The 13,812-nt window shown below is 71.0% G+C and carries 11 protein-coding genes and 2 pseudogenes; 9 read left to right on the top strand and 4 right to left on the bottom strand.

Annotated elements, in window-relative coordinates; translation table 11 throughout:
* Window positions 1-274 precede the first annotated feature (274 nt).
* A complete protein-coding gene (locus tag ACZ6CL_RS11950) occupies window positions 275-715 on the top strand; it encodes a VOC family protein (protein WP_468934475.1) in 441 nt (146 codons plus the stop codon).
* A gap of 17 nt (window positions 716-732) precedes the next feature.
* Window positions 733-1,008: pseudogene (locus ACZ6CL_RS11945) on the top strand (hypothetical protein); the annotation flags it as partial.
* Between the two features lie 167 nt (window positions 1,009-1,175).
* Here ACZ6CL_RS11945 and ACZ6CL_RS11940 read toward each other — a convergent pair.
* Window positions 1,176-1,754 carry a TetR/AcrR family transcriptional regulator gene (locus tag ACZ6CL_RS11940; protein WP_468934472.1) on the bottom strand — a complete coding sequence of 193 codons (579 nt, stop codon included), beginning with the start codon at window positions 1,752-1,754 and terminating at the stop codon, window positions 1,176-1,178.
* An 88-nt stretch (window positions 1,755-1,842) separates the two neighbouring features.
* Here ACZ6CL_RS11940 and ACZ6CL_RS11935 point away from each other — a divergent pair, with 88 nt between their 5' ends.
* From ACZ6CL_RS11935 to ACZ6CL_RS11925, 3 genes and pseudogenes are all read left to right on the top strand, one after another.
* Window positions 1,843-2,724, top strand: a complete 882-nt coding sequence (locus tag ACZ6CL_RS11935) for an SDR family oxidoreductase (protein WP_468934469.1) — start codon at window positions 1,843-1,845, stop codon at window positions 2,722-2,724.
* A gap of 141 nt (window positions 2,725-2,865) precedes the next feature.
* Entirely contained in the window at window positions 2,866-3,714 is an 849-nt protein-coding gene (locus ACZ6CL_RS11930; protein WP_468934467.1) for an SDR family oxidoreductase, read from the top strand.
* A gap of 162 nt (window positions 3,715-3,876) precedes the next feature.
* Window positions 3,877-4,161, top strand: a pseudogene (locus ACZ6CL_RS11925) (NAD/NADP octopine/nopaline dehydrogenase family protein); the annotation flags it as partial.
* Window positions 4,162-4,253: 92 nt separating this feature from the next.
* Here the strand turns inward: ACZ6CL_RS11925 and ACZ6CL_RS11920 are convergent.
* On the bottom strand, window positions 4,254-4,682 hold the full coding sequence (locus tag ACZ6CL_RS11920; RefSeq protein WP_468934464.1) for a MarR family winged helix-turn-helix transcriptional regulator: 429 nt from the start codon (window positions 4,680-4,682) through the stop codon (window positions 4,254-4,256).
* Window positions 4,683-4,772: 90 nt separating this feature from the next.
* Between ACZ6CL_RS11920 and ACZ6CL_RS11915 the strand changes: the two genes are divergently transcribed.
* Window positions 4,773-5,792, top strand: coding sequence for an NADP-dependent oxidoreductase (locus ACZ6CL_RS11915; protein WP_468934461.1), 1,020 nt, complete (start codon window positions 4,773-4,775; stop codon window positions 5,790-5,792).
* A 74-nt stretch (window positions 5,793-5,866) separates the two neighbouring features.
* Here ACZ6CL_RS11915 and ACZ6CL_RS11910 read toward each other — a convergent pair whose 3' ends face one another.
* On the bottom strand, window positions 5,867-7,258 hold the full coding sequence (locus ACZ6CL_RS11910; RefSeq protein ID WP_468934459.1) for a glycoside hydrolase family 30 protein: 1,392 nt from the start codon (window positions 7,256-7,258) through the stop codon (window positions 5,867-5,869).
* Between the two features lie 278 nt (window positions 7,259-7,536).
* On the opposite strand from ACZ6CL_RS11910, the gene ACZ6CL_RS11905 reads away from it, so the two are divergent.
* From ACZ6CL_RS11905 to ACZ6CL_RS11895, 3 genes are all read left to right on the top strand, one after another.
* The gene (locus ACZ6CL_RS11905) at window positions 7,537-8,523 is read left to right on the top strand and encodes an arabinan endo-1,5-alpha-L-arabinosidase (RefSeq protein WP_468934457.1); all 987 of its coding nucleotides are present in this window, start codon (window positions 7,537-7,539) and stop codon (window positions 8,521-8,523) included.
* A gap of 332 nt (window positions 8,524-8,855) precedes the next feature.
* The gene (gene arfA / locus ACZ6CL_RS11900) at window positions 8,856-10,364 is read left to right on the top strand and encodes an arabinosylfuranosidase ArfA (protein ID WP_468934454.1); all 1,509 of its coding nucleotides are present in this window, start codon (window positions 8,856-8,858) and stop codon (window positions 10,362-10,364) included.
* A gap of 29 nt (window positions 10,365-10,393) precedes the next feature.
* Entirely contained in the window at window positions 10,394-12,538 is a 2,145-nt protein-coding gene (locus ACZ6CL_RS11895) for an FUSC family protein (protein ID WP_468934451.1), read from the top strand.
* 333 nt (window positions 12,539-12,871) lie between these two features.
* On the opposite strand, the gene ACZ6CL_RS11890 is transcribed toward ACZ6CL_RS11895, so the two are convergent.
* Entirely contained in the window at window positions 12,872-13,645 is a 774-nt protein-coding gene (locus tag ACZ6CL_RS11890; protein WP_468934449.1) for an intradiol ring-cleavage dioxygenase, read from the bottom strand.
* Window positions 13,646-13,812 lie beyond the last annotated feature (167 nt).

The following is a 13,812-nucleotide window of genomic DNA, read 5'->3' as shown; positions in this document are numbered from 1 at the left end:
CAGTGCTCAAGCGCGCACGCTGCGAATCGTCGAGGAAGCATTGAAAAAGGGGGGACGGCGCGCTGCGGCTGATCGTCTTCATGGGAGCGGCCACCTGCGCCGCACTCACCCTCGGTGGTGGCGCCTGGCTCGCGGGTCTGCTGTGGCGGTGCTGAGGCGCGATTCAGATTTTTCGGAGTTCGGCGGTCTGCGGATGTCGAGAACGTGTCACCGGCTCCGTCCCAGGGATATCAGCGGCCACCACCGGCCGCACGAGGAAGAAGGAGAAACCAGCATGGCGATTCAGCGGATGGACAACGTCGGCATCGTCGTCGAGGACATGGAGGCCGCCATCGCGTTCTTCGTGGAACTCGGTATGGAGCTGGAGGGCAGGGCGGAGGTCGAGGGCCTCGTCGCCGACCAGTGCACCGGACTCGACGGCGTCCGCTGTGACATCGCGATGGTCCGGACCCCGGACGGTCACAGCCGGCTCGAGCTGGCGAAGTACCGCAGCCCCGCGGTGATCGGCGCCGGGCCGCGCAACCGGCCGCACAACATCCTGGGCACGCACCGCGTCATGTTCGCCGTCGACGACATCGAGGACACCGTTGCCCGCCTGCGCCCTCACGGCGCCGAACTCGTCGGCGAGATCGCCCGGTTCGAGGACAGCTATCTGCTCTGCTACGTCCGCGGCCCGGAGGGCATCATCGTCGGGCTGGCCGAGCAACTGCGCTGAGAAGGAGAAATCGAACCATGCGGCCGAACGAGATCATCGAGGGTCGCCTCGCCCTGCACATTCACGACGGCGCGTTCTCCGCGATGGACCTCACCGCCCGCCACCCGCGCACCGGAGAGCTGTCCACCGTGAAGTTCATGGTGCGGACCCTCGCGGCCGCCGGCGAACTCCCGCGCGACCTACAGCGGGAACTGACCTACGACGGGCTGCGGGCCGCCGAGGCCAAGGGCAACAAGGGCGGGCGCCGCCCGGCCGTCACGGCCGCAAGGCCCGCCGCGAGTACGAGAACCGCGTCAACGCCCTCGGGACCGGGACCCCGTAGCAAGCCGTCCGGGCCAGGGCTCCGGGGCACAGTAAAGCCGCACGCATGAGCGCGCTGTGGCGGAGCCGCGTCCGTCTGCGAGCCTGACGAGCGATGGGTCGATGCGCAACCAGCCGATGAGCGGGAGGATCTGTCCGGTCAGCTCAGCGACGCACTCACCGTACGCAGCTCATCCAGGGCCGCCAGGACGTACCCGGTGAGCTTGTCCTCGCCGTCAGGGTCGCCCTCGGACCATTCGGCGAACCCGCGCTTGAAGGCGAGGACGCCCAGCTCGCTCGCGAGGGCCGCGGTCGGTTCGGACAGGCCGCGGGCGACCAGGGCGGTCGTCATCGCGGCCGCGAGGCTGACGGTCTTGAGGGCGTCACGCTCTTGAAGCTCAACGCTAGCGGCGACGGCAGCCTTCAGGCGCGGGGCGAGCTCGCGATTCATGGGGCCCATCGTGCTCGACGCGCGCTCAAGACCGGCAGCGACCGCCTCAAGCGGGCTGGCGTCATCGGGCGCCTCAGCGATCCCCTCGGTCAGCAGCCGGCTCAGCGTCTCCTGTCCGGCCACCAGCAGCTCGCGCTTGTCGGGGAAGTGCCGGAAGAAGGTGCTCTTGGTGACCCCGGCGCGCTCGGCGATCTGCGCGACCGTCGTGGCGTCGTACCCCTGCTCGGTGAACAGGTCGACTGCGGCCACGACGAGGCGCTCGCGTGCGCCTGGTTCCCACCTACCCATGGGGCCAGCATATGCGATGGGACTCTTGTCCCGTCACCCTGGTAACGTGTGACGGGACAAGAGTCCCATCACTTGCGGGAGGCTTTCCATGCGCGTCTTCGTCACCGGTGGGACCGGTCTGATCGGGTCCACCGTCGTCGCCGCACTGCTCGGCAACGGCCACACCGTCCTCGCACTCGCCCGTTCCGACGCGTCCGCGCTCGCTGCCGAGGCGGCTGGCGCCGAGCCGCTCCGGGGAGCCCTCGCCGATCTGGACGTCCTTCGTGCTGGCGTCGCTCTGGCCGACGGGGTCATCCACCTGGCATTCGGCAATGACTTCAGCAGTCCCGAGGCCCTCGCGAAGAATGTCGCCGAGGAGAGTGCCGCCCTCGCGACCCTCGGCGAGGAACTCGTCGGCAGCGAACGCCCCTTCGTGACCGTCTCGGGTACGCCCCAGGTGCCGGGCCGCGTCTCCACCGAGGCCGACCCGCTGCCGACCGAGGGGCCGGTCGGCGGTCGCGGTCGCGCGGTCACGGCGGTGCTGGGCCTTGCCTCGCGCGGGGTCCGGAGCACGGCCGTACGCCTGCCGCGCACGGTCCACAGCCAAGGCACGGGCGGGTTCGCCGGCTTGCTGACCGGCATCGCACGCCGGACCGGAGTGTCCGGCTACCCGGGCGACGGCACACAGCGCTGGCCGGCCGTCCACGCGCTCGACGCGGCAGACCTCTTGCGGCTCGCTCTGGAACAGGCGGAAGCCGGTACCTCCTGGCACGCCGTGGCCGACGAGGGAGACCAGGTGCGGGACATCGCCGCGGTCATCGGCCGACGGCTGGGCCTGCCGGTCGAGTCGGTGCCATCGCAGACGTACGGCCCTCTCGGCCCGATCTTCGCGAACGACCAGCCCTCGTCCAGCGCCCACACCCGGCAGACCCTCGGCTGGGAGCCGAAGCACCCCAGCCTCCTGGAGGACCTGGAGAACATCCAGCCCTGAGCAGCGGCCGGAAGGCCCGCTTACGGCGCTCGCGCCAGCACAACACGTCCCGCACTGTCGACATGTCCGTGGCGAAAGTGAGTCTCCACGGCATCGCCGCTGTGCGGCCATTCACGTCCACAACCAACAGGAGGTCCCATCATGGTGGCAGTTGTCTTCGGCGCTCGCGGTAACGTCGGTCGTCACGTGGCCGATGGCCTGCTGGCCGCCGGTGAGCAGGTCAGAGCAGTCAGCAGGACCCCAGCCGCGGGCTCGACGCCCGGGTGGGAAGCCGTCGCCGCCGACCTGGAGCGCCCCGAGACGCTGCCCGCCGCGCTCGACGGTGCCGACAGGGTGTTCCTTTACGGAATGCTCGACCCCCGGAAGCCCTACGACATCGAGAAGGTCGCCGCGGCGGCCACAGCCGCGGGGATCCGGCAGGTGGTTCTGCTCTCGTCAGTGTCGGTCCTGAACCCCGACGCCGACCACCCGGTCCCCCGCCTGAACCGCACGATCGAGCAGGCCATCCAACGGTCCGGCATGGACTGGACGTTCCTCAGGCCGGGGACATTCGCGACCAACACCCGCACCTGGTGGGCCGAATCGATCCGCACGGACAACGTCGTCCGTCTTCCCTATCCGCTCGCACAGTCCGCACCGGTGCACGAGAAGGACATCGCGGCGCTTGCGGTGACCGCCCTGACCGAACCGGGCCACTCGCACCAGGCATACACCATCTACGGAGCCGAGTCCCTGACCCTGCAACGGCAGGTCGAGTACATCGGCGAGGCCCTCGGCCGCCGCATCCGGATCGAACACGTCTCCGACGAGCAGGCTCGCGCGGAAGTGGGCAGAACAATGCATCCGGTCGTGGCCGAGGCAATCGTGAGTCAGTGGGCCGCCGCCAACGGCGTCCCGGCCCTGACCTCCATCATCGCCGAAAAGATCACCGGCACGCCGGCGCACACGTACGCCCAGTGGGCCGCCGACCACTCCGACGACTTCCGCTGAGCTTGTCGTTGACCCGCGGTGCCGGTGGCGATCCCGGCGCCCCGAGGCTGGGCGACTACTGGCGCGAGAGCGGGAGCCTCACACCGGCTTCCCCGCGCCGCTCGTCTCTGACGACCGACCTCGGACAAGCCGTCAGCGGCGCCGAGCTGGCGCGCATGGACACCGCGCATCGCCGAGGTCATCGACGCCCTGGACCGCGAACGCCTCGCCCTGGCGGACGCCCTCGGAGTGAAGGCGGCCAGCTTCTGGGACTTCCTCAACACCGCCTACGGGGTGACCGAGGGCAGCTTCGTCGAGCGCGTCGTGCAGGGCTACGGCCGTCAGGGATTCCCCGAACCCGACTCGGTCAAGCACCGGTACTTCACCGAGGACATCGGCTTCGGACTGGTCATCTGGAGTTCGCTGGCCGCGCAGATCGGGCTCTCCCTGCCCCTGACCGACTCGTTCGTCGCCCTCAGCGGGCCCCTCTGCGGACAAGACTTCGTGGCCGGTGGCCGCGCAGCGCTGCCCCGGACGGCCTCGCGCCTTCTGGGGCAGCGCTACGGCGTCACGCCCAGCATCCGTTGCAGCAGGTCCCGCAGCACCGTCCGCTCATCCGCCGACAGCCCCGCCAGCGGCTCGCGGGCGAAGTCCAGGGAGCCGCGGAGGCGCTGGGCGGTCTCGCGGCCCGCCTCCGTCGCGGCGGCGAGCTTCACGCGGCGGTCGGCGGGGTCGAGGCGGCGCTCGGCGAGGCCACGGGACTCCAGGCGGTCCACGATCCCGGTGACGTTCGACGGCTCACACTTGAGCTGCTGCGCTATCCGCCGCATGGGCGTCGGCCCCCGGGAGAGCAGGCCCAGGACACGGGCCTGGGCGCCGGTGAGGGCGTGCTTGGCGGCGGCTTCCTCGTACTCCTCGTGATAACGGGCCACGATGGTGCCGATCAGCTCGACGACCTCGAGGGTCAGCGGGTCGATGGTGGACGTCATGCCGCTCAGGTTACCCGTTTACTTGACAACATGAAATATCGAGGCACATGATTGTTTCAGGTAGTGAAGTAATTAAGAGGAGGCACCCCCATGTCGGCGATCCCCGCCACCGGCCGTGAATGGCACCTCGTCGCCCGCCCCCAGGGCTGGCCGAAGCCGGAGGACTTCGCGCTGCGCGAGGTCCCGGTGGCCGAGCCGGGTCCGGGCCAGGTACTCGTCCGCAACCTGTACATGTCGGTGGACCCGTACATGCGCGGGCGGATGAACGACGTGAAGTCGTACGTGCCGCCGTTCCAGCTGGACCAGCCGATGGAGGGCGGCGCGGTCGGCACGGTGATCGCCTCGAACGCGGAGGGCGTCGCGGTCGGCGACCACGTCCTGCACTTCGCGGGCTGGCGCGAGTACGCGGTGGTGGACGGCAAGCGCGCGGTGAAGGTGGACCCGGAGGTCGCCCCGCTCACCTCGTACCTCGGGGTGCTCGGGATGACGGGCCTCACCGCCTACGCGGGGCTGCTGGAGGTCGCGTCGTTCAAGGAGGGCGACGCGGTGTTCGTGTCCGGCGCGGCCGGCGCGGTCGGCAGTGAGGTCGGCCAGATCGCCAAGCTCAAGGGCGCCTCGCGGGTCATCGGCAGCGCGGGCTCGGACGAGAAGGTGCGGCTGCTGCTCGACGAGTACGGCTTCGACGCGGCGTTCAACTACAAGAACGGCCCGGTCGCCGAGCAGCTGAAGGAGGCCGCCCCCGACGGCATCGACGTCTACTTCGACAACGTCGGCGGCGACCACCTGGAGGCCGCCCTCAGCAGCATCAAGGTGCACGGTCGCATCACCATCTGCGGCATGATCGCGCAGTACAACGTGACCGAGCCGCCCGCCGCCCCCCGCAACCTCGCGCTCATCATCGGCAAGCGGCTGCGCATGCAGGGCATGCTGGTCAACGACCACAACCACCTCCAGCCGCAGTTCTTCGAAGAGGTCGGCGCCTGGGTGCGGGACGGCAAGCTGCGCTACCGCGAGACCATCGTCAAGGGCGTGGAGAACGGGGCGGACGCGTTCCTCGGCATGCTCCGCGGCGACAACATCGGCAAGATGATCGTCGCCCTCGACGACTGAAACGGCTGAAACGGCCGAAACGGCTGAGAGGTGCCCCGGCCGCGGCGGCCGGGGCACCGGTTCGTCCCGGCGCGCTACGGCAGGACCACCGTCGTCAGCGCGCGGGGCGGAAGATCCACATCCAGCGTGCCGCCCCGCACCACCGCCCGGCCGACCCGGCTCAGCGAGTGCGTCTCATCGGTCCGGTACACGTCACCGGCACCGCGTCCGCCGCCGACGCGGAAGTCCGTACGGACCGGCTCCCGGCCCGTGTTGAGGATCTCCAGCACCCGCCCTCCGTCCCGGTTCCGGAAGGCCGTCACCTTCACGCCGTCCGCCGCGGCCGCCCCGGCCGACGCCGCGACCCGCACCGCCCCCGGCCGTACGAAGCGGCTGTACGCGGCGAGCGCCCACAGCCGCTTCGAGACGTGGTAGTCCGCGCCGTCGAGCTGGATCAGGCCCCGCGTCGCCCCGATCGAGGCGCCGAACCAGTACACGTACGCGCTCGCCCGCGCGTCCGCGAGCGTCGTGTGGATCGCCTCGGCGACGGCGAGCCCGTCATAGCCGCTGCCGTCGTCCCACGCCTCGTTCCACGTCGTGCCGTTGGGGCTCCACTCCGACATCCAGGTGCGCCGGGCCGTCGGCAGCGGCTGGTCCGAGGGCGTGACGTACGGATGGCCGGTGTGCGTGCCCACGTACCGCGACGCCTCCGGGTCCGCCTCGATCGCCGCGCTGTACTCGGCCTGCTGGTCCCATCCGGCCGCGTCGCAGCACACCAGGTTGATCCCGGCGCGCCGGACCGCCGGGCCGACCGCCTTCACGGTCTCCGCCGCCTCCTTCGGCGTGAACCGCATGGAGGCGTAGGACGTGGTGAGATCCGGCTCGTTGGTGAAGCCGAGGTCGGTGATCCGGATGCCCTCCTGGCGGTAGAACTTCGCGTACTGGACGAGGTAGTCGGCGTAGGCGCGCCGCCATTCCGGCTTGAGGTTGCCGCCGTTCGCGTCCGTCCCGTTCGTCTTCATGTAGCCGGGCGCGCTCCAGGCGTCGGCGTAGAAGCGCTGGACGCCGTACCGTTTCGCCTCCTTGGCCAGCCACACCTGGCCGCCGTCCTTGCCGTCCCACTCGTAGCGCGGCGGGGCGTCCGGGCCGCCCGGGTCGGTGGGCTGGATGGACTTCATGTGGTCGTAGACCTCGTCCGACGACGAGCCGATGCCCAGCCGCAGGATGCTGAGCCCCGCGCCGGTGCGCCGGTTCAGCAGCAGATCCAGCACCTCCCGCCGGTGCTCGGGAGTGAGCCCACCCGCGCCGCGCATCAGATCGGCGCGCTGGAAGGCCTCCGAGAATCCGAAGCCATCGATCGGCTGGAGAGGTCTTCCGAAATCCGCGCCGGGGGTGGAAGGTTGCTCAGCGGCGGCGGACGGCGTGGCCAGAGGGATCAGGGCGGCGGCGAGTGTGCCGACGAGAGCGGTACGGACCGTCTTGATCACGAAAACTTCCCTTCCCAGGCTCCGAAAACTTCCGGAACGTTTCCGTAACGTCGGCCGCACGCTAGAGGCGGCCCCCACCCCGGTCAAGAGACAGTGCACGCCCCCACCTTCGAGAGGAGAACCGCCGGATGAGAACCCGTCACGGCATCAGATGGCTAGGGCGTGTCCGCAAGGTCGCGTCGGATCAGCCCGCGGCGTCTGGTGCGTGCGATCGCAAGGCGGAGGGTCGTCCTCGTAGTGGGCCTACTTGGACGGGCCCGACAACGCAGCGAGCGTGCGTGCCAGGCGTCGCGGGCCCGGCGCGACTTTGCGGACGCGCCCTAACCCTGCCCGCCGCGCTCCTGCTCGCGTTACTCCCGACCAGCGCCTCCGCCTACCCGAACCCGGGCCGGGTGACGGGCGACATCACCGTCCACGACCCGACGATGCTCCGCGCCACCGACGGCACCTATCTGCTCTACTCCACCCACGGCGGTCTGGAGGCCCGCACCTCCACCGACCGGATCGCCTTCAGCCGCTCGGGGAACGCCTTCAACTCCCCGCCGTCCTGGTGGAAGACGTACTCCTCGGGCAACGACCCCTGGGCGCCGGACATCTCGTACCACGGCGGCAAGTACCTGATGTACTACGCCGTCTCGTCCTTCGGCTCCAGCAACTCCGCCATCGGCTTCGCCAGTTCGCCGAGCGGCAAGGCGGGCACCTGGACCGACTACGGCATCGTCCACTCCACCACCGGCGGCAGCGACTACAACGCCATCGACCCCAACCTCTTCGTCGACGGCGATGGGAAGTGGTGGCTGTCCTTCGGCTCGTGGTGGTCGGGGCTGAAGACGATCCGGCTCGACCCCGCCACCGGCAAGCAGTACGCGGCCGACAAGACCGTCTACGGCATCGCCTCCCGGCCCACCGGCACCAAGGCGGTCGAGGGGCCGTCCGTCGTCAAGCGCAACGGCTACTACTACCTGTTCGCGTCCTACGACACCTGCTGCGCGGGCACCAGCTCCACGTACAAGATCAAGGTCGGCCGCGCCACCCAGCCCACCGGGCCGTACTACGACAAGAACGGGGTCAGCATGATGAACAACGGCGGCTCACCGGTCCTGGAGTCCCACGGCCGCTACATCGGCCCCGGCGGTCAGTCGATCATGAGCGACGCCGACGGTGACCTGCTCGTCTACCACTACTACGACGGCCAGGCGAATGGCACCGCCAAGCTCGGCGTCAACCTGCTGAGCTGGAGCGGCGGCTGGCCGACCGCGTACTGAGGCGCGGCGCGGGAGGCTTTCCCCACCCCGCCCCTTCCCGAACCGGGGGCACCCCCGGGCCCCCGTTTCCGGGCTGCGCCCCAGGCGGTCGAACGGCCGGGCGGGTCCGCGTGGCGGCAGGCGCCGCAGGGAGATGGGGCGCCCCGGTTCCGGGGCGTGCGCCGGCCGCCACGTTGCGGCGCACTCCGGCCTTCCGGCGCGGGATGGGTGCCACCGTGGGCGTATGTGGCCCGGGGTGGAGGCGTTGACGCGCGGGCGGCCAGCTCTTACCGTCACGTTCGGATATGCGACCCCTATCCGGCATATCGAACGAGGAGTAGAGAGGCGCCGCCATGCAGTCGACCGCCCCCGCCCGGTTCACCCTCGACCCCGCCTTCGCCGTCGGCGATGTCGACCCCCGTCTCTTCGGCTCGTTCGTCGAACACCTCGGTCGCTGCGTCTACACCGGCGTCTACGAGCCCGGCCACCCCGCCGCCGACGAGGCCGGGCTGCGCACCGACGTCCTCGACCTCATCCGTGAACTCGGGGTCACCGCCCTCCGCTACCCCGGCGGCAACTTCGTCTCCGGCTACAAGTGGGAGGACGGCACCGGCCCCGCCGAGGAGCGTCCCCGCCGCCTCGACCTCGCCTGGCGCTCGACCGAGACCAACCGCTTCGGGCTCTCCGAGTACATCGACTTCGTCCGCAAGGTCGGCGGCGAGCCCATGATGGCGCTCAACCTCGGCACGCGCGGTGTCGCCGAGGCCCTCGAACTGCAGGAATACGCCAATCACCCGTCGGGCACCGCGCTGTCCGACCGCCGCGTCGGGCACGGCGACAAGGACCCGTACGCCATCCGGATGTGGTGTCTGGGCAACGAGATGGACGGCCCCTGGCAGACCGGCCACAAGACCGCGAAGGAGTACGGACGGCTGGCCGCCGAGACCGCCCGCGCGATGCGCCAGATCGACCCGGACGTGGAACTCGTCGCCTGCGGCAGCTCCAACCAGGCCATGCCGACCTTCGCCGCCTGGGAGGCCACGGTCCTCCAGCACACCTACGAGCTGGTCGACTACATCTCCCTGCACGCCTACTACGAGGAGCGCGACGGCGACCGCGACTCCTTCCTCGCCTCCGCCGTCGACATGGAGTCCTTCATCGAGAACGTGGTCGCGACCTGCGATCACGTGGGCGCCCGGCTGAAGTCGAAGAAGAAGATCAACCTCTCCTTCGACGAGTGGAACGTCTGGTACCAGAGCCGCTTCGCGAACGCCGAGCCGCTCAACTGGGAGGAGACGCCGCGGCTGCTGGAGGACAACTACTCCGTCACCGACGCCGTCGTCTTCGGCTCGCTCCTCATCGCGCTGCTGCGCCACGCCGACCGGGTGGCGGTCGCCTGCCTCGCCCAGCTCGTCAACGTCATCGCCCCGATCATGACCGAACCGGGCGGTCCGGCCTGGCGCCAGACGACCTTCTTCCCCTTCGCCCAGGCCTCGGCGTACGGCCGCGGCCGGGTGCTCCAGGTCGCCGTCGACAGCCCCGCGCACGAGACGGCGGAGTACGGCGAGGTGCCCCTGCTGCACGCCACGGCCGTACGGAACGAGGAGACCGGCGCGGTCACCGTCTTCGCCGTCAACCGCGACCAGCACCGGCCGCTCCCGATGGAGGTGGCGCTGCACGGGATGGCGCCCGCCCGTGTCGTCGAGCACAGCGTCCTCGCCGACGCCGACCCGGAGGCCCGTAACACCCTCGCCGACCCCGAGCGCGTCGCCCCGCACCCGGGCGAGGGCACCGTGCTGGCGGACGGTGTGCTGAGCGCCACGCTGGAGCCGATGTCCTGGAACGTGATCCGTTTGGGGTAGGCCGCAAATAACTTGTATAGTGCACCTATATGAGTACGGTGCGCGAGCTACAGGACGGGACACAGAACGCGATACAGGGATGGACATCGGCGGTCGGCCGTAGCTTCCGGGCCGCGCTGACCATGGAACGCGTTCTCTCGGAGCCCGGCGCGATCGTGCGGGCGGTCCTGGCGGTCGTCGCCGCCGCGGTGATCGGCGGGCTGACCGGCGATCCGCTGGCCTGGGTCATGCTGTCGGTGGGCGCCTTCATCTGCGGCATCGGCACTCTGCTGGCACCGGTCCGGCACCGGGCGGTGAACGCGTTCTGGATGGGCGCGGGCTTCACGCTCGCCGCCCTCGCCGGTGTCTGGCTGCACCAGGCGGGCTGGTGGTTCCTGATCGCCCTCGCGGTCCTCGCGTATCTGGCCGGTCTGTGGCGGGCGCTGGGCGTGGCGCCCGGTATCCGCGCCTGCCTGGTCGTCATCGGCTGCATGATCACCGCCGATCTCGCCGCCACGGTCGGGGCGGGGCTGGTGATGGTGCGCTGGATGGCCGCGGGCGCGGCCCTCACCTTCGCCGCCCAGCTGCTGCCCCCGTACGGGCGGCGGCACCCCGCGCAGCGCAAGGCGCTGGCCGCGCTCTACGCCTCGCTGGCGACGCACGCGCGCGGCGGGGCGACCGGCGGCTACCCCGCCCCGGCGCCGTTCACCGCCGCCCGCAGGGCACTGGACCTGCTGCCGCGCTTCGCCCGCCCCGGCGCGGCACCGCTCTACGGACTGCTCGTCGAGGCCGAACGCGTCCGGCGCGCCCTGCTGCTCGCGCCCGACACCCCGAAGGCGCCCCGCGAGGAGATCGCCGAAGCGCTCGACTCCGTGGCGCGCGCCCTGCGCACCTCCCGCCGGTTGCCCCTCGCGCCGCACGCCGTACGGACCCTGGAGGCCTGGCACGGCGCGATGGCCGATGAGCTGCTGCCGTCACTGAACGAGGCCGGGCGGCTCGTCGCCCTCTGGGCCGACCGGCAGAAGCCGGTGGCCGGTCCGGCACACCCCGTCCTGGCCCTGTTCCCCGCCGAGCACCCCACCCGGGCCGGGCTCCGGCGGCTGTGGGCCGCGGCGCGCCCCGGCGACCCGCTGTTCGCGCACGCCCTCCGCGTCGCCATCGGCACCACGGCGGGTGAGGCGGCGGGCCGCGCCCTCGGCGACTTCTGGGGCCACGGCCTGCCCGGACACGGCTTCTGGGCGGCGCTCACCACCATGCTGGTGCTGTTCCCCGACTACGGACACACCTTCGCCCGTGGCTGGGCCCGCCCCATCGGCTCGATCCTCGGCGGCCTCGCCGCCTGGGCCGCCCTGCTGCCCGCCTGGTGGACACCGGACCGGCTGGTGATCGCCGCGGTGGTGCTCGCTGCGTGCGTCTTCCTCACCCTGCGCGTCGGCCAGTTGGCGCTGAACTTCTTCATCACCGCGTGGCTCGTCGTGCTCATCAGCCGCCTGGGCAAGGCCTCCGCCCTCATCGCCTGGGGCCGTCCCGCGGACACCCTCCTCGGCGCCCTGATCGGGCTCCTGGTCTTCACCGCGCTGCCCACGTACCACCACGACCGGCTGTCCTCCCTGGTCGCCGCGTGGACGGACGTCCAGCGGCGACTGCTGAACGCCCTGGTCGGCGGGCTGACCGAACCGGGCGTGGTCCGCCACGAGGACATCGACTCCCTGCGCTCCCGCAGCCGTCACACCCGGGAGCGCCTGGAGGCCGCGGTCGCCGCGGTCCGTCACGAACCGCGCGGCCACCGCGCCCGCTGGAGCGCCGAGGAGGTCGAGTCCATCCAGCGGTCGATCGCGGACCTCAGCCGGTGCGCTTCGCAGCTGTACGCCGCGCAGCCGCGCCGCGAGGCCGACGCGGTGCCGGAGGCGGCCGAGATCGCCGCCCTCTTCGACGACCAGCTGACGGCCCTCGCCGACGCCCTCGACCGCGGCGCCCCGATCCCGGCCGCCACCCTGCGGGCGTCCTTCGACGACGCGGCCCGGCGCGGCGGTCTCACCGACCTCGCCGACCACCGCTCCCCGGACGGCATCGCCCACGCCCGGGCCCGCGCCCTGACCCTCTGTCTGCGCACGGCCCTGGCCGTCGACGCCTTCGCCGCCGGGCTGTCGCCCTCCCCGGCCGCCGAGCGCTCGTCGTACGCCATGGCCCGCTAGGGCCCGTCATGACCACGAACGTGCTGCCGTACCGGAAGAGGCACCGCTCGCTGCCGCGCTCATGGCGCAGGTGTTACGGGAGCGGGTCGTAGGCGGCGCTGCGGGCGGAGCCCAGGATGCCAGGCGCGGCGGCCGTCGCCCGGGCCGCGACCGGCCCCACGGTGCTGGTGAGGATGACCACGGCCCCGGAGCACAGCGTGCTCGCCGCGCTGGTCTCGCCGAACGGCGCGCTGTCGATCTCTGGCCCCGCCCGGGGGAGCCGGACGGGGCCTGGTGTGGGGTATCGAGCGGTAGGGGGACGGGAAGTGCGGCGTCAGCGGTTCACGGGCGCGGTCAGGCGTCCGCGTCGATGCCCAGGGTGAGGGTGCCGCGATATCCGGCCGACGGGGTGCTGCCCAGTGCCGTCACGGCCATCAGCCCGGCGGCGGTGCCGCCGTTGCCGTAGATGCCGTCGGAGGACAGCGGGGTGCGGGGGACGGTGTTGGTCGAGTACGGGGCCAGCTTGGCGACCGCCTGGGTGATCTTCTCGTCGAAGAAGAGCTGACCGGTGTGGATCTCGTTGCCGCCGGTGAACGAGCCGTCGGCGGTGAGCGTGACGCCCGTGTGCACCTTGATGTGGATGTGGATGCAGCGGCCGCGGTACCAGCCGGGGTAGATGCCCTTCAGCCTGGCCACGCCGTCGGTGCCGGTGAGCACACCGCCGCGCAGGAACTTCCCGTTGTCCGGCTCGTCGTGGCCGTTGTTGCCGACGAAGCCGGAGTACTCGCCGAGCGCGTCGCAGTACCAGATCTCCACGAGCGCCTTGTTGAGCGGTGCGCAGGTGTCCTTGTCGACGACGGGGAGGACCAGCTCCAGGGGGACGCCCTGCTTGTCCTCGGTGACGTCGGCCCGGACGAGGGCGTGGTCGAGGTAGTACGGGCCCTCGGTCAGCTGTTTGGTGAGCGTGCAGACCGCGTTCGCGGCCGGGGCCATGTCGGTGGCGTCAGTGGCGGCCGTTCCGGTGCGCGTGGCGGCGGCCCCGGCGCCGATTCCGATGGCCGCCGCGGCGGCGCTTCCGGCGATCAGTACTCTGCGGCGCCCCATGGGGGCGGAGGGGGTGTCTGTCATGGGCATGGAAAGTACGAGTGTTTCCTATGGGGCGCCTGTCAGTTCGGCAAAGTCTGGGCGCGTCAACTCTTCTTATCGCCAACTCCCTTACCAGTCAGTGGTGTTGACATTCCGAACAAGCGCTTACTAGCTTCTTCTGTGATGGCTGTCGTCTGCCGGGACGGTCC

The sequence above is a fragment of the Streptomyces sp. NPDC041200 genome (assembly GCF_055591805.1).
Note: the sequence above shows the minus strand (reverse complement) of the source record. Positions and strands in the feature narration are given on the sequence as shown.

Bases quoted from the DNA above. Each gene is read 5' to 3' on its own strand.
- ACZ6CL_RS11895 (WP_468934451.1), top strand. From the start codon at position 10,394: ATGAGTACGGTGCGCGAGCTACAGGACGGGACACAGAACGCGATACAG.
- ACZ6CL_RS11920 (WP_468934464.1), bottom strand. From the start codon at position 4,682: ATGACGTCCACCATCGACCCGCTGACCCTCGAGGTCGTCGAGCTGATC.
- ACZ6CL_RS11890 (WP_468934449.1), bottom strand. From the start codon at position 13,645: ATGACAGACACCCCCTCCGCCCCCATGGGGCGCCGCAGAGTACTGATC.
- ACZ6CL_RS11935 (WP_468934469.1), top strand. From the start codon at position 1,843: ATGCGCGTCTTCGTCACCGGTGGGACCGGTCTGATCGGGTCCACCGTC.
- ACZ6CL_RS11950 (WP_468934475.1), top strand. From the start codon at position 275: ATGGCGATTCAGCGGATGGACAACGTCGGCATCGTCGTCGAGGACATG.
- ACZ6CL_RS11930 (WP_468934467.1), top strand. From the start codon at position 2,866: ATGGTGGCAGTTGTCTTCGGCGCTCGCGGTAACGTCGGTCGTCACGTG.
- arfA (WP_468934454.1), top strand. From the start codon at position 8,856: ATGCAGTCGACCGCCCCCGCCCGGTTCACCCTCGACCCCGCCTTCGCC.
- ACZ6CL_RS11940 (WP_468934472.1), bottom strand. From the start codon at position 1,754: ATGGGTAGGTGGGAACCAGGCGCACGCGAGCGCCTCGTCGTGGCCGCA.
- ACZ6CL_RS11915 (WP_468934461.1), top strand. From the start codon at position 4,773: ATGTCGGCGATCCCCGCCACCGGCCGTGAATGGCACCTCGTCGCCCGC.